Source organism: Agromyces sp. NPDC057679 (assembly GCF_042799635.1).
Taxonomy (GTDB): Bacteria; Actinomycetota; Actinomycetes; order Actinomycetales; family Microbacteriaceae; genus Agromyces.
This window is the reverse complement of the sequence record NZ_JBHVIK010000003.1, coordinates 651058-673033: the sequence shown is the minus strand read 5'-3', so window position 1 is coordinate 673033 and position 21976 is coordinate 651058. Positions and strand designations below refer to the sequence as shown.

Genomic DNA, 21976 nt, shown 5'->3' with positions numbered 1-21976 from the left:
CATGAAGTCCGCCGAGCTCGATCTCGCACCCCTGACCGAGCCTGCTGGCGCTGCGGCGGTGCAGCGCGCCCGCGAACTTGCGCGCGAGCAGGGGCTCGCGCGGTACGAGGCGCTCGGCGGGTGCGTCGTCATCGGGCTGGTCTTCGTGGTCTGCGGGCTCGTCGCGATGATCGTCGTCACGCTCTGGGGCCCGCTCGGGGCAGCGCTTCCTGCGTTCGTCGGAATCGTGGTCGCGGCGATCGTCGTCGTCGTGACCCGGAACCGAGCCGATGCGGGGAGGATCCGGCGATTCCGCATGCAGCGCTTCGCCGAGCGCAACGGGGCGCGGTACCTGCCGCGCGTCACCGACCCCGAGCGGCCCGGGCGCATCTTCGGCATCGGCTCGGTCGCCGTGTCGAACGACGTCGTCGCCTTCGACGGGGCGCGCGAGATCGAAGTCGGCAACCACGCCTATTCGACCGGCTACCGCGACAGTGTGCGGATGTCGTGGGGCTACGCCTCGGCGAGGCTGCAGCATGAGGCACCTCGATGCACGGTCGACCTGCGGCGACGCGGAGCGGCCTCCCGGCAGTCGCCTCCCGGGCCCGTCGACGTCGCGCTCGGCGATGTCGACCTCGCCGGGCTCGAGCACGGCGACGAGCTCGCGGCGCGGTTCGCGGTCTCGTCGCAGATCGGCCGGAGCGAGACCGTGCGGGCACTGCTCGGGCGCACCGTGTTCGGGCCCGAACTCGTCGAGCGGTACACCGCCCGCGGACTCGATCTCGAGATCGTCGATGATCGGCTCATCCTCACCTCGCCCGAGCAGCTCGCGGGTGACGATCCCGAGACGTGGCGGTGGCTGCTGCCGTTGCTCGTCGATCTCGCCGACGCGATCGACGCGGTCCGCCGGCCTGCGGACTGAGCCGGCTCGCGGCCCTCAGCCCTCGGTCGTGGTGCAACCGCCCGTGGACGGGATGACGGAGACGGCCGAGGAGAGCTCGGTGATCGCCGTGGTGCCCGAGACGACGTCGTTGTCGACGAGCACCTCGACGGCAGGGGAGCGGCCGTAGGTCGTGAATCGGAAGTTCGGGGCATCGGACTCGTCGATCACCCAGTCGACCCCGTTCACGCTCACGCAGCGGTCGGTCGTGGGGCCGGGGGCCGGCACGCCGCAGCGGAGCAGCACGGAGGCGGGGGAGCCCCACGCGCCGGTGCCTTGGGCATTGGTCTCGCGCTCGGCCTGCTCCTGGCCCGTGTCCTTCGCGATCGAGTCGGGCAGGCGCACGACGACCGCGGCGCAGTCGGGATCGCTCGCATCGGCGGCGGGGTCGATCGGCACGGCCTGGCTGCACCCGCTGAGGGCGAGGGCGGCGGCGCCGGCGACGAGCAGCGCGGCGAAGCGGAGTCGGCGGGGGCGCGGGGAGCGGAGTGTGCGGCCGGTCGGGTGTTCCATCCCTTTCAGGGTAGTGGCCGATCCCGAGTGCCCGCTGCGACGGCGGTCAGCAGTTGGGACGACAGGCCCGCTGCGAGAGGGCGTCGGTGAGCACGACGCTCAGGTCCTGCGGCTTGGCCGCGGAGTACGCCGCCCCGCCGGTGGCCTTCGCGATCGCTCGCATCGCCTTCACATCGGTGTCGGGTCCGATGCCGACCATGATGACCGGGACAGGCTTCGCCGGGTCGTCCATCTCGGTGAGCTGGGCGAGCAGCTGGTCGAGCGAGATCCCGTTCTCGTCCTCGTTGCGGCCGTCGGTGAGCAAGAGCACCGAGTTCACCTTGCCGGTGTCGTACGTCGACCGCACGTGCGCGACGGCGGCGAGGGTGGTGTCGTAGAGCCCCGTGGCGCCGCCGAGCCGCCCGGGCAGGGAGGCGATGGCGGTGCCCAGCCTCGCCTTCTGCGCCTCGTCGCCGAGTCGCTCGATGGGAGCGAGCGCCTCCCAGTCGCGGTCGCCCGCGCGCTCGGTCGAGAAGATCCAGAGTCCGAGATCGACGTCGCCCGAGAACTGGGCGAGCGTCGAGCTCGTCGCCTGGGTGAGCAGGTCGATCCGCCGGAGGCCGGTCACCGTCGGCTCCTCCATCGAGCCCGAGACGTCGATGACCGAGAGGATGCGCGAGCGCAGGCTCAGGACGCCCCAGGTGCGGAGGATCGCGACCTGGGCGCCCGCGGCGGCGGTGTCGACGGCGACGGCCTCGGCGAGGACGCCCTCCTGCTCGAGCTCGCCCGATCCGACGCCGTCGCGGAAGCCGTCGGCGGCGAAGGCGTCCTTCGCGCCCCAGAGCGCGAGCTTCAGCCCGTCGAGCTCTCGCGCCCGGAGTGCGAGGGCTCGTGACTCGGCGGTCTCGGGCGCGCCCTCGGCATCGGGGGCGGGGAGGTTCTTCGCGAGCTCGGTCTCGTCGAGGGAGCGGAGGAACGGGTAGTTGAGGGCGAGCGTGCCGTCGGAGGGGTAGAGGGCGACGAGCGGGGAGGATCCGGCTTCCCGGTTGTGCAGGGCGATCTGCTGCTCGCTGGCGATCGCGAAGGTTCCCGCAGCGCGGGAGCCGAGCTCGGCGAACGCGTCGGCGGCCGTCGGCAGCACGGTGTCGTTGAGCTGGATCATCGCGGACTGGAACTGCCGCGGCGCACCGATGTCGGCCCGCCGCTCCATCGCCTGCAGGGCGCTGAGGCTCGCCGAGGAGGCCTCGGGGTCGGCGAGCAACGCCGTGAATCCGCCCTTCATGAGCGCGTTCCAGCCGGGTGCGGCACCGCCGAGCTCGCTCGCCCGCTCGGCCGGGGCTGCGAAGACGACGGGACTCGAGGCGATCGATCGCTCGAGCGCGAAATTCGGAACCGGCCGGCCGAGCGACCTCGCGGTGCTCGACATGCGGACGAGCCAGACGGGGGAGTCGGGGATCCAGGCGTCGAGCTCGGCGGCGTTGCCCGACGCGAGCATCGCGGCGGTGTCGACGGACGCCTGCGAGACGACCTCGGTCCGCGAGCACGACTTCTCGCTCGCGTCGTAGTCGGCGGCGATCGCCTTCACCGTCGCGGCGATCGCCGGGTCGGCGACGACGCTGAGCTCGGCCGGGGACGTGCAGGGGATCTCGGGGTTCTGCCAGCGCTCCAGCTCGCTGCTCGCCCAGGCGACGCCGGCGACGCCCGCGACGCCGACGATCGCGACGGTCGCACAGACCGCCGCGATCGCGATGGTCGTCCGACGCCGTCGCCGACGATCCGCTGCTCGTTCGCTCCGTCGACTCACGCTCGCTCCATCGCAGGGCGGTGGCAGGGTCGTCCACCGCGGGTCGGGTTCTCCGCGAACCCAGCGTAGGCATCGACGCCGAATTCGTAAAGAACCATTACACACTATCGGCGCCCGGCGGGTCACCTACGCTGAAGGGATGTCCGACGACCGTCCCCGCACCGCTGCCGACCCCGTGACGACCGAGACGGTCGAGACGATCGGGGTGCTCGGCGAGCAGGCCGTGCTCGCCCGGGTCCTGCCGCGCCTGCACCCGGGCGATTCGGCGCTGCTCGGTGCCGGCGACGACGCCGCGGTGGTCGCGGCACCCGACGGCCGCTTCGTGGTGACCTGCGACATGATGGTCCACGGCCCCGACTTCCGCCTCGCCTGGTCGACGCCCTTCGAGCTCGGCTGGAAGGCGGCCGCGACGAACCTCACCGACGTCGCCGCGATGGGCGCTCGGCCGACGGCGCTCGTCGTCGCGATCGCTGCGCCGCCGACCCTCGGCGTCGGGGTGCTCGAGGGCATCGCCGACGGGCTGCGCGAAGGACTCGCCGCGCTGGCGCCGGGGGCCGGGGTCGTCGGCGGCGACCTCTCGGCGTCGTCCGTGCTGACGATCACCGTGACCGCCTTCGGCGACCTCGAGGGTCGGACGGCGGTCACCCGGTCGGGCGCGCAGGTCGGCGACGTCCTCGCGCACGCCGGCGCCCGCGGCGACGCGGCGCAGGGACTCCGCCTCCTCTTCGCGGAGGGGGTGGATGCCTCGGGCGAACCCGATCCCGAGCGCGCCGCCGCGCTGCGCGCGAGGCATCCGCGCCTCATCGCCGCCCAGCTCGCACCCGAACCCCCCGTCTCAGCCGGAGTCGCCGCGGCCGAGGCGGGCGCGACCGCCATGCTCGACGTCTCCGACGGGCTGGCGCGCGACGCGCGGCGGCTGGCCGAGGCGAGCGGGGTGGGCCTCGACTTCGACGGCGCCGCGCTCGGCGCCGAGGTGCGTCTCGCCCTCGCCGGCGCCGAGGACCACGGCCTGCTCGCGACGTTCCCCGCGGGAACGTCGCTTCCCGCCCCGTTCGAGGCGATCGGCCGCGTCATCGACGCCCCCGGCGAGCTGCGGGTCGACGGCCGGTCGATCACCGCCGACGGGTGGGACCCCTACTCGGGCTGGGACGGCCGCGCCGGCTGATCGGCCGCGGCCCACCAGAGCGTCGTCTCGCCGTAGTCGCGTCGCCGCTCGGGTGCGAGGCCCGCGGGCCACACGGGCTCGGGCGATCGACTGCTGCGCTCGACCATGACGACGGCATCGTCGGACAGGAGCGGGGCGAGCAGCTCGAGATCGTGCGCGAGCGCGGTCTCGGCGAGATCGTAGGGCGGGTCGATGAACACGAGGTCGAACGGCCCCGCCGCCCCCTCGAGGTAGGCGGCGACCGCGCGCGGCACGACGCGCACGCGCACCGGGTGCCGCCCGCCGTCGGCGCGGCTCACGGCGTCGGCGTTGCGCCGGCAGATCTCGGAGGCGGGCTTCGCGCGTTCGACGAGCACGACCTCGGCGGCGCCCCGGCTCGCGGCCTCGAGGCCGAGCGCGCCGGAGCCGGCGTAGAGGTCGAGCACGCGTGCGCCGTGGATGGCGTCCCGGGCCTCGAGCGCGGAGAAGATCGCTTCGCGCACGCGGTCGCTCGTGGGGCGGGTGCCGGAGCGCGGAACCTGGAGGCTGAGTGAGCCGGCGAATCCGGCGATGATGCGGGTCATGCTCCCGGCAGCATATCGACGCCCGCTCGGCGCTGCCATGATGGAGGGGTGCCTGCCCCAATTGATGAAGAGACCGGCTCGACCGACCGCGCGCCCGCCGAACCGTCGCGACACCGAGTGGGAGAGCAGCAGCTGCTCGATCGCCTCTGGGACTTCGCCGATCCCGAGGCCAGCGCCGAGCGGTTCAGCGGGCTCGCGAACGACGAGTCGGAGACCGCGCACACCCGTGCCGTCATGCAGACCCAGCTCGCCCGCGCCCTCGGCCTCCTCGGGCGGGGCGACGAGGCGCTCGCCGTGCTCGACCGGGTCGCGGCCCTGCCCGCCGCCGACGACGAGCCCGCCGCCTTCGCCGCCGAACTGCGCGCCCGAGTCGCGATCGAGCGCGGCCGGCTCGCCGCGACCGACGGCCGGCCCGCCGACGCGGTCCCCGAGCTGACGCGCGGCGTGCGCGAGGCCGCCATCGCCGGCTCGACCTTCCTCGTGCTCGACGCCCTGCACATGCTCGCGCTCAACGACGTCGGCCACGAGGAGGTATGGGCGACCGAGGGCTTCGACGTGCTCGACGGCACCCGCGATCCGCGGTTGCGCCGCTGGGGTGTCGCCCTCCACAACAACCTCGGCTGGACCCTGCACGACTCGGGCCGGCTCACCGGTGCGCTGATGCAGTTCGAGGAGGCGTCGCGGGCGGCCGAGGCGTACGGCACCGCCCAGCAGCGGCACGTGGCGAAGTGGTCGGTCGCGCGGTGCCTGCGCAGCCTCGGCCGCACCGACGAGGCCCTCGAGCTCCAGCGCGCCCTCGCGTTCGAGCGCCCCGACGACCCGTACGTGCAGGCCGAGCTCGCGGCGCTGACGGAGGCGCCGCCTACGATCGAGGCATGACCGCACGACCAGCGGACGCCCCGGAGGAGGCGACCCCCGGCAGCTACACGCTCGACTCCAAGCTGGCCGGAGCGCTCGGCGGGCGCACCGCCCAGGCGATCGAGCGGGCGTTCGGCTACGTCACGGTCGGCGAGCTCCTCGCGCACTACCCCCGGCGCTACGCGCTGCGGGGCGAGCTCACGGCGCTCGCGTCGCTTCCGCTCGACGAGAACGTCACCATCGTCGCCGAGGTGATCGAGGTGCGCGTCCGAGAGATGCGCCAGCGCCGGGGGTCGATCGTCGAGGCGAAGATCACCGACGGCACGGGCGTGCTGACCCTCACCTTCTTCAACCAGCGGTGGCGCGAGAACGACCTGCGTCCGGGCCGCCGGGGCATCTTCGCCGGCAAGGTCGGCGACTACCGGGGCAATCGCCAGCTCGCGCATCCCGACTACGAGCTCTTCGACGACGAGGTCCCCGCCGAGGTCGGCGACGCCGCCGCGAAGCGCTGGGCCGAGGCGCCGATCGCGATCTACCCCGCCACCTCGACGCTCGCGAGCTGGCAGCTGGCGAAGTCGATCGCGCTGCTGCTCGACGGTCTCGGCCGGGTCGACGATCCGCTGCCCGGCTCCGTGCGCGAGGGGCGAGGGCTCCTCCCGCACCGCCAGGCGCTCGAGCGCGTGCACCGCCCCGAGCGCGAGTCCGACTGGAAGGGGGCCCGGCGCACCCTCCGCTTCACCGAGGCGTTCGTGCTGCAGTCGGCGCTGCTCGAACGCCGTGCCGCCCTGCGGGCGCGCCACGCCCTCGCCCGCCGCCCGGCGCCTGGCGGGCTCCTCGAGCGATTCGACGCCGCACTGCCGTTCGCGCTCACCGGGGACCAGGAGCAGGTCGGCGCCGAGATCGCCCACGACCTCGGCGAGCCCGTGCCGATGAATCGCCTCGTCCAGGGCGAGGTCGGCTCCGGCAAGACGGTCGTCGCGCTGCGTGCGATGCTCGCGGTCGCCGACTCGGGCGGCCAGTCGGCGCTGCTCGCCCCGACCGAGGTGCTCGCGGCCCAGCACCTCCGCTCGATCGTGAAGATGCTCGGCCCCGAGCTCTCGGCCGAGCTGATCCCCACGCTCCTCACCGGCCAGCTGCCGGCCGCCGAACGCAAGAAGGCGCTGCTGCGCGCCGCGGCCGGGCAGTCGCGGCTCGTCGTCGGCACCCATGCGCTCCTCGGCGACACGGTCACCTTCGCCGACCTCGGCCTCGTCGTCGTCGACGAGCAGCACCGCTTCGGCGTCGAGCAGCGCGAGGCGCTGCGGCTGAAGGGCGCCGAGCCCCCGCATGTACTCGTGCTCACGGCCACCCCGATCCCGCGCACCGTCGCGATGACCGTGTTCGGCGACCTCGACGTCTCGACGATCGCCGAGCTCCCCGCCGGCCGCGCCGGCATCGAGTCGCAGGTGGTGCCGCTCGCGATCCGACCGGCCTGGCGGCCGCGCGTCTGGGAGCGCCTCGCCGAGGAGATCGCCCTCGGCCGTCAGGGCTTCGTCGTGTGCCCGGCGATCGAGACGCGGGTCGCCGAGGACGACGGCGCCGAGCCGGGGCCCGGCGAGACGGAGGGCGCCGGGCCCGTGGCATCCGTCGCCTCGGTGCTCGCCGAGCTCGGCGAGCACCCCCGCTTCGCCGAGCTCCGCGTCGCGCCGCTGCACGGGCGCATGAGCGCCGATGAGAAGGACCGCACGATGCGCGCCTTCGCCGCCGGCGAACTCGACGTGCTCGTCTCGACGACGGTCATCGAGGTGGGCGTCGACGTGCCGAACGCGAGCGTCATGGTCGTCGTCGACGCCGACCGCTTCGGCGTCTCCCAGTTGCACCAGCTCCGCGGGCGGGTCGGCCGGGGCGCCGTGCCCGGGCTGTGCCTCCTGGTCACGGGCGCACCGCCGAACTCGCTCGCCCTGCAGCGGGTCGAGGCCGTCGCCGCCACGCTCGACGGCTTCGAGCTGGCCCGCGTCGACCTCGAGCTCCGCCAGGAGGGCGACGTGCTGGGGGCGGTGCAGTCGGGCGGGCGATCCTCGTTGAAGCTGCTGCGCGTGGTGCGCGACGGCGAGGTGATCGCCGACGCGCGCGCCGAGGCCGAGGCGATCCTCGACGACGACCCGACGCTCGCCGGCCACCCCGCGCTCGCCGCCGCCGTCCGCCGTCGACTCGACGACGAGGCGAGCGGATACCTGAGCAAGGGCTGAGACTCTCCACCGGGCGCCGCCGAGGCCGCTGCTGGCGCTACGCTGGTGCGTATGCAGCGGATCGCCGTCGTCCCAGGATCGTTCGACCCCGTCACGCGCGGCCACCTCGACGTGATCTCGCGGGCCGCGGGGCTCTACGACGAGCTGCACGTCGTCGTCGTGCACAACCCCGACAAGTCGGCCCTGCTGCCCATCGCCCAGCGCGTCTCGCTCATCGAGCAGTCGATCGCCGACGCCGGCATCGAGGGTCGCATCGTCGTCGCCGCCTGGAGCATGGGGCTGCTCGTCGACTACTGCACCGACGTCGGGGCGAGCGTGCTCGTCAAGGGCGTCCGCTCGCAGCTCGACGTCGCGTACGAGACGCCGATGGCGATCGTGAACCGGCATCTCGCCGGCGTCGAGACGGTCTTCCTCCTTCCCGATCCGGCGAACGCCCACGTGTCGAGCTCCCTCGTCCGGCAGGTCGCCTCGCTCGGCGGCGACGTCGCGCCCTACGTGCCCGCCGTGGTCGCCGACTACCTCGCGGTGGCGATGACGCCATGAGCAGCGAGGTCGCGGTGACGGGCGGGTCGGGTACGGCGGCGCGCGCCGCGACCATGGGCATCGACGAGGTCGGGTCGCTCGCGGCGGCCATCGTCGCGAACGTCGAAACGGTGATCGCCGGCAAGCGAGACGCGGTCACCGCGGCGCTCACCGTGCTCCTCGCCGAGGGCCACCTCCTCATCGAGGACGTGCCGGGCGTCGGCAAGACGATGCTCGCGAAGGCGCTCGCGCGCTCGGTCGACGCGAGCGTCAGCCGAATCCAGTTCACCCCCGACCTGCTGCCGAGCGACGTGACCGGCGTGTCGGTCTTCGACCAGGCGAGCCGGCGCTTCGAGTTCAAGCGCGGCCCGGTCTTCGCGAACCTCGTCATCGGCGACGAGATCAACCGGGCGAGCCCGAAGACCCAGTCGGCCCTGCTCGAGTGCATGGAGGAGCGCCAGGTCACGGCCGACGGCACCACCTACCGCCTCGATCCGCCGTTCACGGTCGTCGCGACCCAGAACCCCGTCGAGATGGAGGGCACCTACCCGCTGCCCGAGGCCCAGCGCGACCGCTTCATGGCGCGCATCTCGATGGGCTACCCCGCGCCGGCCGACGAGCTCGCGATGCTCACGACGCGCGAGACCTCGAGCCCGTTCGACGCCCTCGACGCGGTCGTCTCGCTCGGCGAGCTCCGCGCGATGATCGCCGCCGTGCACCAGGTGTTCACCTCGCAGCCCGTGCAGGAGTACGCGGTCGAGCTCGCCCGCGCCACCCGCGAGGACCGCCAGCTCCGGCTCGGCGCGAGCCCGCGCGCGACGCTCCAGCTCGTGCGCGCTGCGAAGGCGCACGCGGCGATGCACGGCCGCGACTTCGTGCTGCCCGACGACATCGACGCGCTCGCCGTGTCGGTGCTCGCGCACCGGCTCGTGCCGACGAGCCGTGCGCTCGGGGCGCACGACCGCGACGCCGGGCCGCTCATCGACGCCATCGTCCGACGCATCGTGGGGGAGACGCCGGTTCCGGTCGGCAGCGCACGAAGGAACTGAGATGAGGCGCCCCCGTCCACTTCGCGTCGCGGCCTGGCCGCGACTCACCCGGCGCGGCGGCGCACTGCTGGTGGTCGGAGCGGTGCTCCTCGCCGTCTCGCTCTGGTTCGACCTCCGCGACATCATGCTGCTCGCCTTCGTCGGCATCGCGATGCCCGGGGTCGCCGCGCTCTTCGTCACGCTGCGGGTGCCCCGGCTCGGCGTGACCCGCAGGTTCTCGCCGCCGGTCGTCGCCGCGGGCACCTCGACGGCCGTCGCGATCGCGGTGCGCAACCGCTCGCGTCGCACGCTCGACGGTGCGCACTGGCGCGACCGGGTGCCGGAGGGGCTCGACGCGCCGGCCGAGGCGGTGCTGCCGGCCCTCGGCCCGTACGAGGGCGTGCTGCCCTCGGGCGACGACACCGTGCACCTCGAGTACCGCCTGCGGCTGCCCCGCCGCGGCGTCTACGGCATCGGCCCCATGCGGATCGGCGTCGCCGACCCGTTCGGGCTCGCCCGCATCGACCGCGACGCAGGACCCCGCCACGAAGTGGTGGTGACGCCCCGGGTGACCCCCCTCGAGCGGGCGCTCGGCTCCGCTGCGAGCGTCGACGGCGTGCTGCACGGGCTGCAACGGCGCTCGCACCCGAACTCCGACGAGCTCATCGCCCGCGAGTACCGCTACGGCGACCCGCTGCGCCGGGTGAACTGGCCGGCGACGGCCCGGCGCGGCGAGCTCATGGTGCGCGAGGAGGAGCAGCGCGGCGACCCCGAGGTGCGGATCCTGCTCGACACCACGCTCTCGGGGCAGTTCGCCGCAGGCGGTCAGCGGCCAGAGTGGGCCGACCGCGTCCACCTCGGATTCGAGCTGGGCGTCGAGGTGGCTGCGTCGATCGGCATGCACCTGCTCGAGCGCGGGTTCCGCGTCCGCTGCGACCCGCTCGGAGATCCGGGGCGCGGCGGCGTCGGCGAGGGCGTGCCGGGTGCCTACCGGATGCCCGGCGGCGATCACCTGCTGCTCGAGGACCTCGCCCGTCTCGACACCCCCGGGCGCGGCGAGCGGGCCGAGGGTTCGGCCGCGCGCGGCAGCCGGATCGCCGAGGGCATCGGTCGCGGCGAAGTGCGTGCACGCGAGGCGAGGATGCCGGGCTTCGCGGTGCTCGTCGACCCCGACGAGCAGGATGCCGCGACGCTCGTCTCGCTCCGGACCGGATTCGAGCCCGCCGTCGCCTTCGTCGGCGAGGGCGTCTCGACGCGTGTCGTCGACGCGCTGGAGCAGGCCGACTGGCGCGTCGTGCGCGTGCGACGTGCCGCCACGATCGGCGACGCCTGGGCGGGCGCCGCCCACCACGACCGGTCGAGCGGGGCCGGAGCTGCGACTTCCGCACGCGCGAACGCGGCGGGCGCCGCGGGCCGCGGCCCGACCCGTCCGGGGGCAGGGGAGCGCGATGCGTCCTGACGCCCTGCCGCTCACCCGCGGTCAGCGACTCGCCCTCACCGCGGCGAGCTTCCTGCTGCTCGCGGTCTCGACGATGGCGCTCGGGCCGCTCATCTCGGGCAGCGGGTGGTGGTGGCTCTGCGCCTTCGTCGCGGCGGGCACCATGTTCGGCGGCGCCGGTCTCCGTGCGGTCAGGGTTCCCGCCTCGCTGGTGCCCGTGCTCGAGATCGTGGTGCTCCTGCTGCTCCTCACGCTGCTGTTCGGCGGGTCGACGAGCTTCGCCCTCGTCGTGCCCACGCAAGACACCTTCGTCCACTTCGGCGAGCTCTTCGACGGTGCCCAGCGCACGATCCAGCAGCAGTCCGTGCCGGCGATCCCGGTGCCGGCGCTCAACTTCGTCCTCGCGCTCGGCGTCGGGGTGCTCGCGATCTGCATGGACGTGCTCGTCCAGACCGTCCGCATGCCCGCGCTCGCCGCGGCCCCGGCGCTCGTGCCGATCCTCATCCCCGGGTTCATCATCGAGGCGGGCGCCGAGGTGCCGACGCTCGTCTTCTCGGCGGCCTCGTACCTGCTGCTCCTGCGCATCGACGTGCGCGCGCGGCGGCGCGCACTGCTCGCCGCGGCGGAGCGGGACGACGAGACGGGCGGCACCACGGTCATCCCGCCCGCCCGGGTGCCGATCGTCTCGAGCCTCGGCGCGACGCTCGGCCTCACCGCGGTGGGCATCCTCACGGCCGCGGTGCTCACCGCGTCGACCCCGAGCATCTCCTCGAGCCTGCTGCTCGGCTCGGGCGCGCCGTCGACGAGCTTCGCCCGCGGCGTCAGCCCGTTCATCGACCTCGGACGGGATCTGCGCCGGCCCGAGCCTCGGCCGGCGTTCCACTACTTCGCGCGGGACAACGACCGCCCGTACTTCACGGTGCTGACGCTCGACCAGTTCGAGGGCCAGGCCTGGGGCGTCACCGAGCGGCCGGTCGACGCCGACAACACGGTCGACGCCATGCCCCTGCCCGACGGTCTCGACGACGACGTCGCCGCCACGGAGCATCCGATCGACGTCGTCGTCGACGAGGTGCGCACCACCTGGCTGCCGCTGCCGTATCCGACCAGGCAGGTCGAGGGGCTCAGCGGCTCGTGGTTCTGGGACGACGGCCCGCTGACGGTGCGCAGCGTCGACGCCGACACCGGCGGGCAGCGCTATCGAGCCACGTGGCTCGAGGTCGACCCGAGCCCGTCCCAGCTGCGGGCGGCGGGCGGGCAGGCCGGCGAGGAGTTCGACGAGTTCCTCGCACTGCCCGAGGATGCGCCGCCGATCATCGCCGAGACCGCGGCGACCGTCGCGCGCGGTTCGGCGTCGCAGTACGACGCCGCGGTCGCGATCCAGTCGTTCCTGCGCTCCTCCGCCTTCGAGTACTCGACGGAGGCGCCGGTCGAGGCGGGCTACGACGGCGGCGGCTTCGACGTGATCGCCCAGTTCCTCGAGGAGCGCTCAGGGTACTGCGTGCACTTCGCCTCGACCATGGCGGTGCTCGCCCGCGAGATCGGGATCCCGTCGCGCATCTCGGTGGGCTACACGCAGGGCACGGCGACGCAGGAGCGGGTCGGCGGCGTGCAGCGCGTCGAGGTCGATTCGCACGACCTGCACGCGTGGCCCGAGCTCTACTTCGAGGGCGTCGGCTGGGTGCCCTTCGAGCCCACGCCGGGCCGGGGCACGGTGCCCGACTACTCCCGGCCGGGGGCGGGCGACGCCGAGGCGGCACCGCCGCTCGCCACGGGCACCGCGAGCGCGCCGCTGAGCGGGAGGCCCGAGCTCGACCCCGATCGCAACCTCACGGGCAGCAGCGGCACGGCGTCCGCCGCCGACTCGTGGTGGTTCCGCGGCGGCGTCGCCCTGTTCCTCGTCGCGGGCCTCCTCCTGGCCCCGGCCGCCCTGCGCGCCGGGCAGCGCGCCTCCCGTCGTCGGCGGATCGCACGCGGCGACCGGCCGGCGGATGCCGCCTGGGACGAGTTCGTCGCGACGGCGCGGGATCTCGGGCTCCGGCTCGAGCCGACCTCGACCCCGCGCGCGATCGCCGGGCGGCTCGCCGAACGGGAGGGCTTCGCCGGAGAGACGGGCGACGAGGCTCGGGCGGCGCTCACGACGCTCCGCGACGCGGTCGAACGCGAACGCTACGGGCCGGCGGCGGTGCGATCCGGCGCCGGCGCGCCGGGCCCTGAGGGACGGGGCGGGGGTGCTGCCGAGGCATCCGACCCGCTGACGCGGGCGCTCGGGATCGCCTGCGCCGCGCTCGCGGAGGGGGAGTCGCTGCCCGTCAGATGGCGTGCGACGCTCGTGCCGCGCTCGCTGATCGACCGGGCACGGCCGACGTTCGGCGAACGCCCACCTGTCGACGCGTAGAATCGTCGATCGTGGCCATCAAGCATTCCGTGTTCGACCTCAGCGTGCGCGATCTCGTGAACCGTCCGGGCGAGATGCGCGAGGAGCGCGTCAGCGCGCCCGCGCCCGAGCAACTCGGCGAAGGTCTCGTCGCCGTGAAGGAGGGTTCGGCGATCGATCTCGACGTCCGGCTCGAATCCGTGCACGAGGGCATCCTCGTCACCGCCGAGGTCGATGCGACCGCCGACGGCGAGTGCGGGCGCTGCCTCATCGAACTCGCCGTGCCCGTCCAAGTCGAGTTCCAAGAACTCTTCGGGTATCATGGCGGGGAAGCCATCGAGTATGAGGTTCAAGACGACCACGTGGATCTTGAACCACTCATCCGAGATGCGGTAGTGCTGGCACTGCCGTTCCAGCCGGTGTGCCGACCGGATTGCCCAGGTCTCGACCCCGAGACCGGTGTCCGACTGGCCGATCATCCGGAACTCGTCACCCCTGAGCACAGCGATCCTCGCTGGGCCGCGCTCGCGGGGTTCCAGGCTTCCGAAGACAACGGTCCGGATTCCATGTCCGGCGCCGACCAGCAGAGAGAAGAGAGATAGTCATGGCTGTTCCCAAGCGGAAGAAGTCACGCGCCAACACCCACGCGCGCCGTTCGCAGTGGAAGGCCGAGGTCCCCACGCTCGTCAAGACCGTCGAGAACGGCAAGGTCACCTACAGCCTTCCCCACCGCGCGAAGGTCGTCGAGGACTCGGCGGGCACCCCGCTCTTCCTCGAGTACAAGGGCCGCAAGGTCGCCGACGTCTAGTCGGCCCGAGACGCACCGACGACCGGTCGTGACGCGAACGGAACGCATGGGAGGCGAGCGCACCGCGCTCGAAGATCGCACGCTCGACGAGCTGCAGCGGACGCTGCAGGTCGACATCGATCCCGACCTGCTTCTGCTCGCGCTCACGCACCGGTCGTTCGCGTACGAGAACGGCGGCATCCCGACGAACGAGCGCCTCGAGTTCCTCGGCGACTCCATCCTCGGGCAGGCCGTCACGGTCAGGCTCTTCAGGGATCACCCCGACCTCGATGAGGGCGAGCTCGCGAAGCGGCGCGCCAGCCTCGTGTCGAGTGTCGCCCTCGCCGAGGTCGGCCGCACCATCGGGGTCGGCTCCTACATCCGGCTGGGCCGCGGCGAGACGATGACCGGCGGCGCCGACAAGCCGTCGATCCTCGCCGACACCGTCGAGGCGATCATCGGCGCGGTCTACCTCGACGCCGGCGGCGACGCCGCGACCGAGCTGGTGCTGCGCCTGATCACCCCGCTCATGCAGGACCCCGAGCGCTTCGGCGCCGCGATGGACCCGAAGACGAGCCTGCAGGAGATCGCCGCCCGCCGCGGTGCGCCCGCACCGTCGTACTCGGTCGCCGAATCCGGCCCCGACCACAACAAGCACTTCGTCGCGACCGTCACGGTCGGCGAACTCGTGCAGGCGTCGGGCGAGGGCTCGAGCAAGAAGCAGGCCGAGATGGCCGCCGCACTCGAGGCCTGGACCCGCATCAACGGCGCAGCCTGAGTTGCCCGAACTCCCCGAGGTCGAGGTCGTCCGCTCCGGGCTCGCGCCCGCGGTGACGGGCGCCGTCGTCGTCGCCGTCGACATGCTCGATCAGCGATCGCTGAAGCGGCACGACGCGGTCATGGGCGACTTCGAGCGTCTCGTCACGGGCGCGCGCATCGATGCGGCGGTGCGGCGCGGCAAGTTCCTCTGGCTGCCCATCGGCGACGATCGGGCGATCGTCGGCCATCTCGGCATGAGCGGGCAGATGCTCCTTCGCACCCCCGATCACCCGGGCGACGACCGGCACGCGCGGGTGCGCCTGCACCTCGACCATCCCGCGCACGGCGAGCTCCGCGTCGACTTCGTCGATCAGCGCATCTTCGGCTCGCTCGCCGTCGACCGGATGGTGCCGACCGCCGACGGCGGCGTCGGCGGCTTCTCGGCCGCGACGACGGGGGAGTGGGCGCGCCTCATCCCGAGTCAGGTCGCGCACATCGCCCGCGACCCGCTCGACCCCGAATTCTCCGACGACGCGTTCGCACGTCAGCTCGCTCGTCGCGGCACGGGCATCAAGCGGGTGCTGCTCGACCAGGGCGTGGTGAGCGGCATCGGCAACATCTACGCCGACGAGTCGTTGTGGGCGGTGCGCCTGCACCCCGAGCAGTCCGCCGCGTCGCTCAGCGCACGGCGTGTGCGCGAGATGCTCGGCGCGGTGCGCGACGTGCTCGGCCGGGCGCTCACCGAGGGCGGCACGAGCTTCGACGCCCAGTACGTCAATGTGAACGGCGCCTCGGGCTACTTCGAGCACTCGCTGAACGCCTACGGACGGGCGGGCGAGCCCTGCCCGCGGTGCGGTACGGCGATGGTGCGCGAGCCCTTCATGAACCGCTCCTCGCATCGCTGCCCGAAGTGCCAGCGCCGGCGCTGAGCTCGGCTCATCGGGTGCGGTAGCGAGCCGAGATCAGTCCTGACGGGAACGAGCGCTGTGCGACGAGTTCGAGGTCGAGGCGCACGCCGTCGGGGAAGAACCGCTTGCCGCCGCCGACCACGCTCGTGGTGATGAAGAGGTGGTACTCGTCGACGAGGCCGGCCCTGATGGCCTGGGCCGCGAGGTTCGGACCGTCGACCGAGAGGTCGTGGTCGGACTCGGCCTTGAGCCGCCGGACCGCTTCGGGGTCGAAGCTGCGCTCGATGCGGGTCCTCCCGCTCGAGACCGACTCCAGCGTCGTCGAGTAGACGATCTTCTCCGCGGCTCGCCAGTCGTTCGCGTACTGGAGGATGTACGGCGGCACCTCGGGTTCGTCGCGCACGGTCTCCCAGAAGACCATGGTCTCGTACATCCGCCGGCCGTAGAGGAACGTGCCGACGTCGCGGAACGCGTCGCCGATGAAGGTGTGCACCTCCTCGTCCTCCGCACCCCTGCCGAGGTCGCCCTCTGCGGCTTCGGCGTACCCGTCGAGCGAGGTGATCATCGAGTAGATGAGCTTGGCCATGTTCAGCTCCTTCGCGAGAGGTGAGTCGGTGGGCTCACCTCTTTAGACGGTAGTCCTCCTTGAGTGGTGAGTCAATGGGCTCACCTCTATACTTGCGGCATGTCACGCGAGCTCTCGAGCTATCATCGCCAGGTCGCCGCGACCAACCGGGCGACGATCCTCGACGCCGCCAACGAGCTGTTCCTCGAGCACGGCTACGACCGCACGTCACTGGCGCGCGTCGCCGAGCGCGCAGGCGTGTCCAAGGCGACGCTGTTCAAGCAGTTCCCGACCAAGGCCGAGCTCTTCGAGGCGATGGTGCTCGCCGCGGCCGGCTCGCCCGAGGGCGCCTTCGAGGATCCGCCGCCCGGCGACTTCCGCGCGAGCCTGACCGGGCTGGGCCTCGCCTACGTCGAGCTCCTGAATCGGCCCGGGATGACGGAGCTGATCCGCGCGGTGATCGCCGAGTCGTCGCGGTTCCCCGAACTCCGGGAACGGGTCTTCGACTTCGGCACCCTGCCGCTGTTCGCGGCGGTGCGGCGCTGCTTCGTGACCGCGAACGCCGAGGGGACCGCGGTCGTCGACGACCCCGACACGGCGGCCGCGCAGTTCCTCGGCATGATCTCGACCGTCGTCTTCTGGCCACGACTGATCCACGGCGGCTGGTCGCAGAGCGACGCCGAGATGCGCCGCGTGGTGCACGAGGCGGCGCTGACCGTCGTGGCGCGGTACGGCGCGCGCGCAAGCGGCTGATCGACCGGATCAGCCGCGCTGGAACTCGGCGCCGAAGCCGTGGATCTCGAACCCGAGCGCGATGTTGATCGCGAGCATGTGCTCGTTCTCGTCGGCGTTCCAGGTGTAGACCGCGGTGCGTTCGGGCGCGAACTCGGCGAGGCGCACGAGATTGGCGAGCTTCACGCGCATGCCGAGCCCGTGTCCGCGGTGGGCCGCGACGACGAGCGTGTCGGACTGGTAGGCGAGCGGCTTGCCCGGCGGCAGTTCCAGCTCGGTGTAGCCCGCGATCGACCCGTCGGATGCGACCGCGGCCGAGACGAGCAGCGTGCGCCCGCCGCGGGTCGCATGCGATTCGTGCGCCCGCACCCGACCGGCGTCCCAGACCTCCTCGTCGATGTCGAGGCCGCCCGCGGGCACGTCGATCGCCATCCGTGCGCGCGCCGCCGCGTAGCTGTCGACGAGCGCGTCGGGCACATGATCGATCCATCCGGTGATGCGGTAGTCGGATGCCCGGGCCTCGAGCCGGGCGGACTCCGTGCGGAACTCCTCGGTGCGCCCCGAGGTCTCGAGCACGCTCGCCCGTTCCAGCTGGCCGAGCACGTAGCCGTGATGGAGCGCGAAGCGCACGCTCGGCAGCTCGGCGGGCAACGAGGCCTCGCCGTCGGGCGCGTGCAGCCGCGGGCCCGGGAAGTCGAGGGCGGCGAGCGGGAAGTCGATCCACCCCGTGTTCCGGTGCCGGCCGAGCGCGGTGATCACGCCCTCGGCGTGCTCGAGCAGCCGGCTGCCGATGCCCTGCCGACGGAAGTCTGGGGCGACCTCGACGATGACGATCCCGCTCTCGGCGCCGGCATCGCGCTCGCCCCACGAGATCGTGCGCCCGACGCAGACCTCGCCGTGCCAGGCGGCGAACGCCCGCTTGATCTCGTAGTCGTCGTCGCGGTACATCGACAGCATCTCCGCGGGCGTGTAGGCGAAGCGGTCGTCGCCCCAGCGCTCGACCTCGATGTCGATCGCGAAGGCGGCGTAGCGCTCGAACTCGACGGCCTCGGGCGTGCCGAGTCGCTCAGGGAGCGTGATCGGTCGGATCTCGACGGACATGCGCGGCTCCTCTCGGATGGTGCGTCGGACGACGTGCCGCCCGGTGGGCAGCCGCCCAGACTACCGAGCGCAGCGGCCCGCGACAACCGTGGAATCCCGTGGGCGCGGCGCGCGTGCGCGGCGGGGGCGGAATCCTCGGATACGGTAGTCCGCAGCGTTCTCGCGCACAGGGGAGGGTAGGACGTGTACCTCAAGAGCCTGACGCTCAAGGGCTTCAAGTCCTTCGCGCAGCCGACGACCTTCGCCTTCGAGCCCGGCGTGACCTGCATCGTCGGCCCGAACGGCTCGGGCAAGTCGAACGTCGTCGACGCGCTCGCCTGGGTGATGGGCGAGCAGGGCGCCAAGACCCTCCGCGGCGGCAAGATGGAGGACGTCATCTTCGCGGGCACCTCGACGAGGGGCCCGCTCGGCCGCGCCGAGGTGAGCCTCACGATCGACAACTCCGACGGCGCCCTGCCGATCGAGTACAGCGAGGTCACGATCTCGCGCACCCTGTTCCGCAACGGCACGAGCGAATACGCCATCAACGGCGACCAGTGCCGACTGCTCGACGTGCAGGAACTCCTCAGCGACTCGGGTCTCGGCCGCGAGATGCACGTCATCGTCGGCCAGGGCCAGCTCGACCAGGTGCTGCGTGCGACCCCCGAGGACCGGCGCGGATTCATCGAGGAGGCCGCCGGCATCCTCAAGCACCGTCGCCGCAAGGAGAAGACGCTCCGCAAGCTCGACGCGATGCAGACGAACCTCACCCGCCTCTCCGACCTCGCCGGCGAGATCCGGCGGCAGCTGAAGCCGCTCGGGCGGCAGGCCGAGGTCGCCCGCGAGGCCGCGACCATCGCCGCGGTCGTGCGCGACGCGAAGGCGCGACTGCTCGCCGACGAGGTCGTCGGCCTGCGCCGTGCGCTCGAGGAGCACGGCAGGAGCGAGCACGAGCGGCACGCCGAGCGGCTCGTGCTGCAGGAGCGACTCGAACAGCACCAGATGAAGGTGACGGCGCTCGAGGAGGCCCAGGGCGGCGACGACGTCGACCGAGCCCGATCCACGAGCTTCGCGCTCGAACAGGCCCAGTCGCGCCTGCGTTCGCTCGATTCGCTCGCCCGGCAGCGCATCGCGCTGCTCGAGGGCGCCTCCGACGAATCGGATGCCGCGCCGAGCGTGACCCGCGAGATGATCGACGGCGCCGTCGCCGAACTCGACGGGCTGCGTGACGGCATCGGCGCCGAGGCATCCGCCCTCGATCTCGCCCACGAGCAGACGATGCGCACCCGCGCCGAGCTCGACTCGGTCGACGAGGGCATCGCGCGGCAGTCGGCCCTCGTCTCCGCGTACGACCTCGAGCTCTCGAAGCTCGCGGGGCAGGCCGACTCGGCCGCCTCGAAGCTCGCGGCCGTGCGCGGCGAGGTGCTGCGCCACGCGAACGCGCTCGACGCCTCGGCGGCTCGTCGCGAAGCGGCCGCCGCCGCGCTCGCCGAGGCCGAGGCCGCCGCGGGCCAGGAGCAGACCGCCGAGACCGATCTCGACGAGGCGTACGAGCTCGCCCAGGGCGCCGTGTTCGAAGCCGAGGCCGAGATCGAGCGCATCCGCGAGGAGCTGCACGGCCGCGAACGCGAGCACGGCGCCCTCAGCGCCCGCACGCAGGCGCTCTCGCTCGCGCTCGACCAGAAGGACGGCTCAGCCGCCCTCGTCGCTGCCGGCGTCCCCGGCGTCCGGGGCCTCCTCGCCGAGTCGATGCAGGTCGAGCCCGGGTACGAGGCCGCGATCGCCGCGGCGCTCGGCTCGCTCGCCGACGCCGTGCTCGTCGACGATCGCGACGCCGCCTACCGCGCACTCGACCGCGCCGAGTCGGGCGAGCTCGGCCGCGTCGCGCTCGCCGTCGCCGAAGCCGGCGGTGAGCCGGGTGCCGCGCCGACGCTCGACGGGCTCACCGCCGCCGCATCGGTGGTCGCCGCGCCCGCCGGAGTGCGGGGGCTGCTCGCCGAGATCTTCATCGCCGACGACCGCGCCGCCGCGCGCGCCGCCGAACCGGCGCTCGCCGAGGCATCCCGACCCGCGACCGTGATCACCCGCGACGGCACCGTCATCGGCCGCTACGTGGTGCGCGGCGGCTCGGGCCGGAAGCAGAGCCGCATCGAGCTCATCGCCGAGCGTGACCGCGCCGCCGCCCGCCTCGAGGAGGTGCGCGGCGAGATCGAGCGCAGCCGCGCCGAGCTCGCCGAGCAGCGGCAGCTCGTCGAGTCGGCGAAGGAGCAGTCCAAGCGCGCGCTCGCCGCGCTCCGCGAGTTCGACGCGCAGCTCGCGCAGCGCACCGAACGGCTGAACCGCGCCCGGGTGCAGGCCGAAGCCGCCGAGGCCGAGTCGGAGCGCCTCCGGCAGACCTCCGCGCACGCCGAGGAGCGCGTCGCCGAGGCCGAGCAGGCGGCGGGCGAGGCGAAGGCCGCGCTCGAGTCGGCACGCGCCGTGCCGCGACCGGTGCTCGACGTCTCCGTGCGCGACGCGGCCCTCGCGACCGTCGAGTCGGCGAGGGAGGCCGAGGTCGAGGCGAAGCTCCGGCTCGAGACCGCGAAGGAGCGGGTGCGCGCCGAGGAGGCCCGCATCCGCACGATGGAGGCCCAGTACGACGCCGAGCGGCAGGCGGCGGTCGAGGCCGCCCGTCGCGCGGTGATCCGCCGGGCGCAGCTCGAGGCCGCACGCCGCGTGGCCGACGCATTGCCGCCCGCGCTCGAGTCCGTCGACGCCTCGGTCGCTGAGGCCCGAGTCGCCCTGGGCCGGGCCGAGGCCGAGCGCTCCAGCCGCAACGAGGAGCTGCAGGCGGTGCGACGAGAGGAGACCGCCGTGCGCGAGCGCCTGCACTCGGTCACCGAGGAGGTGCACGGGCTCGAACTGCGCATCTACGAGAAGAAGCTGCACGTCGGCGGGCTCGTCGAGCGCGCCGAGTCGGAGCTCGGACTCGACGAGGAGGTGCTGATCGCCGAGTACGGCCCCGACGAGCTCATCCCCGCCGACGGAGCCGAGGGCGCGGACGGCGAAGCGGCCGAACCGCGGCTGTTCCGCCGCGAGGAGCAGCAGCGGCGCCTCGCCGGCGCCGAGCGCAAGCTCGCCCAGCTCGGCCGGGTCAACCCGCTCGCGCTCGAGGAGTTCGCGGCGCTCGAACAGCGCCACCAGTTCCTCAGCGAGCAGCTCACCGACCTCGCGAACACGCGCAAGGACCTGCTCACGATCATCGAGGAGATCGACGGCCGCATGGAGTCGATCTTCCGCAGCGCCTTCGACGACACGAAGGCGGCCTTCGCCGAGGTGTTCCCCGTGCTCTTCCCGGGCGGCACCGGCAGCATCTCGCTGACGAACCCCGACGACATGCTGACCACCGGCATCGAGGTGAGCGTGAAGCCCGCCGGCAAGAAGATCGAGCGGCTCTCGCTGCTCTCGGGCGGCGAGCGATCGCTCGCGGCGGTGGCGCTGCTCATGGCGATCTTCAAGGCGCGCCCCAGCCCGTTCTACATCATGGACGAGGTCGAGGCCGCCCTCGACGACGCCAACCTCGGGCGCCTGCTCACGACCTTCGAGAGCCTGCGCGATGCGAGCCAGCTCATCGTCATCACCCACCAGAAGCGCACGATGGAGATCGCCGACGCCCTCTACGGCGTCTCGATGCGCCAGGACGGCGTCTCGGCGGTCGTCGGCCAGCGCGTTCGCGAGGAGCGCGAGGCGAAGGCGAGCTGACGAGCTCCGG

At 73.1% G+C, this 21976-nt stretch carries 19 protein-coding genes; 14 read left to right on the top strand and 5 right to left on the bottom strand.

The annotated features are described in order from the left end of the window. Position 1 precedes the first annotated feature (1 nt). The gene (locus ACFVAJ_RS16105) at positions 2-901 is read left to right on the top strand and encodes a hypothetical protein (RefSeq protein WP_376945793.1); all 900 of its coding nucleotides are present in this window, start codon (positions 2-4) and stop codon (positions 899-901) included. Between the two features lie 15 nt (positions 902-916). Here ACFVAJ_RS16105 and ACFVAJ_RS16100 read toward each other — a convergent pair whose 3' ends face one another. Continuing rightward, entirely contained in the window at positions 917-1432 is a 516-nt protein-coding gene (locus tag ACFVAJ_RS16100) for a DUF3515 domain-containing protein (RefSeq protein WP_376945792.1), read from the bottom strand. Between the two features lie 46 nt (positions 1433-1478). After that, entirely contained in the window at positions 1479-3215 is a 1737-nt protein-coding gene (locus ACFVAJ_RS16095) for a substrate-binding domain-containing protein (RefSeq protein ID WP_376945791.1), read from the bottom strand. A gap of 139 nt (positions 3216-3354) precedes the next feature. On the opposite strand from ACFVAJ_RS16095, the gene thiL reads away from it, so the two are divergent. Next, entirely contained in the window at positions 3355-4380 is a 1026-nt protein-coding gene (gene thiL, locus ACFVAJ_RS16090; protein WP_376945790.1) for a thiamine-phosphate kinase, read from the top strand. Here thiL and rsmD read toward each other — a convergent pair. After that, complete coding sequence (gene rsmD / locus ACFVAJ_RS16085) at positions 4350-4943, bottom strand: 16S rRNA (guanine(966)-N(2))-methyltransferase RsmD (protein WP_376945789.1); 594 nt, start codon at positions 4941-4943, stop codon at positions 4350-4352. The genes thiL and rsmD overlap by 31 nt on opposite strands. A gap of 117 nt (positions 4944-5060) precedes the next feature. Between rsmD and ACFVAJ_RS16080 the strand changes: the two genes are divergently transcribed. From ACFVAJ_RS16080 to mutM, 10 genes are read left to right on the top strand one after another with little or no spacing between them, the layout of a single operon-like run. Further along, on the top strand, positions 5061-5822 hold the full coding sequence (locus ACFVAJ_RS16080; protein WP_376945788.1) for a hypothetical protein: 762 nt from the start codon (positions 5061-5063) through the stop codon (positions 5820-5822). Further along, positions 5819-8029: an ATP-dependent DNA helicase RecG gene (locus ACFVAJ_RS16075; RefSeq protein ID WP_376945787.1), complete on the top strand. Its 2211-nt coding sequence runs from the start codon at positions 5819-5821 to the stop codon at positions 8027-8029. The genes ACFVAJ_RS16080 and ACFVAJ_RS16075 overlap by 4 nt, the downstream gene beginning before the upstream one ends. Positions 8030-8080: 51 nt before the next feature. Continuing rightward, entirely contained in the window at positions 8081-8572 is a 492-nt protein-coding gene (gene coaD / locus ACFVAJ_RS16070) for a pantetheine-phosphate adenylyltransferase (protein ID WP_157423978.1), read from the top strand. Then, positions 8569-9600, top strand: a complete 1032-nt coding sequence (locus ACFVAJ_RS16065; protein WP_376945786.1) for an AAA family ATPase — start codon at positions 8569-8571, stop codon at positions 9598-9600. Before coaD ends, ACFVAJ_RS16065 begins: the two co-directional genes overlap by 4 nt. 1 nt (position 9601) lies before the next feature. Continuing rightward, positions 9602-11038: a DUF58 domain-containing protein gene (locus tag ACFVAJ_RS16060; RefSeq protein ID WP_376945785.1), complete on the top strand. Its 1437-nt coding sequence runs from the start codon at positions 9602-9604 to the stop codon at positions 11036-11038. Further along, positions 11028-13415, top strand: coding sequence for a DUF3488 and DUF4129 domain-containing transglutaminase family protein (locus ACFVAJ_RS16055; protein ID WP_376945784.1), 2388 nt, complete (start codon positions 11028-11030; stop codon positions 13413-13415). The genes ACFVAJ_RS16060 and ACFVAJ_RS16055 overlap by 11 nt, the downstream gene beginning before the upstream one ends. Before the next feature lie 11 nt (positions 13416-13426). Then, positions 13427-13996 carry a YceD family protein gene (locus ACFVAJ_RS16050; protein WP_376945783.1) on the top strand — a complete coding sequence of 190 codons (570 nt, stop codon included), beginning with the start codon at positions 13427-13429 and terminating at the stop codon, positions 13994-13996. A 2-nt stretch (positions 13997-13998) separates the two neighbouring features. Then, the gene (gene rpmF / locus ACFVAJ_RS16045; RefSeq protein WP_022887809.1) at positions 13999-14202 is read left to right on the top strand and encodes a 50S ribosomal protein L32; all 204 of its coding nucleotides are present in this window, start codon (positions 13999-14001) and stop codon (positions 14200-14202) included. A gap of 46 nt (positions 14203-14248) precedes the next feature. Next, the gene (rnc, locus tag ACFVAJ_RS16040) at positions 14249-14959 is read left to right on the top strand and encodes a ribonuclease III (protein ID WP_376945850.1); all 711 of its coding nucleotides are present in this window, start codon (positions 14249-14251) and stop codon (positions 14957-14959) included. Between the two features lies 1 nt (position 14960). Then, positions 14961-15869 carry a bifunctional DNA-formamidopyrimidine glycosylase/DNA-(apurinic or apyrimidinic site) lyase gene (gene mutM, locus ACFVAJ_RS16035; RefSeq protein ID WP_376945782.1) on the top strand — a complete coding sequence of 303 codons (909 nt, stop codon included), beginning with the start codon at positions 14961-14963 and terminating at the stop codon, positions 15867-15869. 7 nt (positions 15870-15876) lie between these two features. On the opposite strand, the gene ACFVAJ_RS16030 is transcribed toward mutM, so the two are convergent. Beyond that, positions 15877-16434 carry a dihydrofolate reductase family protein gene (locus ACFVAJ_RS16030; protein WP_376945781.1) on the bottom strand — a complete coding sequence of 186 codons (558 nt, stop codon included), beginning with the start codon at positions 16432-16434 and terminating at the stop codon, positions 15877-15879. Positions 16435-16533: 99 nt separating this feature from the next. On the opposite strand from ACFVAJ_RS16030, the gene ACFVAJ_RS16025 reads away from it, so the two are divergent. Continuing rightward, positions 16534-17166 carry a TetR/AcrR family transcriptional regulator gene (locus tag ACFVAJ_RS16025; protein ID WP_376945780.1) on the top strand — a complete coding sequence of 211 codons (633 nt, stop codon included), beginning with the start codon at positions 16534-16536 and terminating at the stop codon, positions 17164-17166. Between the two features lie 9 nt (positions 17167-17175). Here the strand turns inward: ACFVAJ_RS16025 and ACFVAJ_RS16020 are convergent, their stop codons facing one another. After that, positions 17176-18246 carry a GNAT family N-acetyltransferase gene (locus ACFVAJ_RS16020; protein ID WP_376945779.1) on the bottom strand — a complete coding sequence of 357 codons (1071 nt, stop codon included), beginning with the start codon at positions 18244-18246 and terminating at the stop codon, positions 17176-17178. Between the two features lie 183 nt (positions 18247-18429). Here ACFVAJ_RS16020 and smc point away from each other — a divergent pair, with 183 nt between their 5' ends. Continuing rightward, complete coding sequence (gene smc / locus ACFVAJ_RS16015) at positions 18430-21966, top strand: chromosome segregation protein SMC (RefSeq protein ID WP_376945778.1); 3537 nt, start codon at positions 18430-18432, stop codon at positions 21964-21966. Positions 21967-21976 lie beyond the last annotated feature (10 nt).

What these genes read in the sequence shown, in the direction of transcription:
- ACFVAJ_RS16105 (WP_376945793.1), top strand. Translation starts at nt 2, where the DNA reads ATGAAGTCCGCCGAGCTCGATCTCGCACCCCTGACCGAGCCTGCTGGC.
- ACFVAJ_RS16100 (WP_376945792.1), bottom strand. Translation starts at nt 1,432, where the DNA reads ATGGAACACCCGACCGGCCGCACACTCCGCTCCCCGCGCCCCCGCCGA.
- thiL (WP_376945790.1), top strand. Translation starts at nt 3,355, where the DNA reads ATGTCCGACGACCGTCCCCGCACCGCTGCCGACCCCGTGACGACCGAG.
- rsmD (WP_376945789.1), bottom strand. Translation starts at nt 4,943, where the DNA reads ATGACCCGCATCATCGCCGGATTCGCCGGCTCACTCAGCCTCCAGGTT.
- ACFVAJ_RS16075 (WP_376945787.1), top strand. Translation starts at nt 5,819, where the DNA reads ATGACCGCACGACCAGCGGACGCCCCGGAGGAGGCGACCCCCGGCAGC.
- coaD (WP_157423978.1), top strand. Translation starts at nt 8,081, where the DNA reads ATGCAGCGGATCGCCGTCGTCCCAGGATCGTTCGACCCCGTCACGCGC.
- ACFVAJ_RS16065 (WP_376945786.1), top strand. Translation starts at nt 8,569, where the DNA reads ATGAGCAGCGAGGTCGCGGTGACGGGCGGGTCGGGTACGGCGGCGCGC.
- ACFVAJ_RS16060 (WP_376945785.1), top strand. Translation starts at nt 9,602, where the DNA reads ATGAGGCGCCCCCGTCCACTTCGCGTCGCGGCCTGGCCGCGACTCACC.
- ACFVAJ_RS16055 (WP_376945784.1), top strand. Translation starts at nt 11,028, where the DNA reads ATGCGTCCTGACGCCCTGCCGCTCACCCGCGGTCAGCGACTCGCCCTC.
- rpmF (WP_022887809.1), top strand. Translation starts at nt 13,999, where the DNA reads ATGGCTGTTCCCAAGCGGAAGAAGTCACGCGCCAACACCCACGCGCGC.
- rnc (WP_376945850.1), top strand. Translation starts at nt 14,249, where the DNA reads ATGGGAGGCGAGCGCACCGCGCTCGAAGATCGCACGCTCGACGAGCTG.
- ACFVAJ_RS16030 (WP_376945781.1), bottom strand. Translation starts at nt 16,434, where the DNA reads ATGGCCAAGCTCATCTACTCGATGATCACCTCGCTCGACGGGTACGCC.
- ACFVAJ_RS16025 (WP_376945780.1), top strand. Translation starts at nt 16,534, where the DNA reads ATGTCACGCGAGCTCTCGAGCTATCATCGCCAGGTCGCCGCGACCAAC.
- ACFVAJ_RS16020 (WP_376945779.1), bottom strand. Translation starts at nt 18,246, where the DNA reads ATGTCCGTCGAGATCCGACCGATCACGCTCCCTGAGCGACTCGGCACG.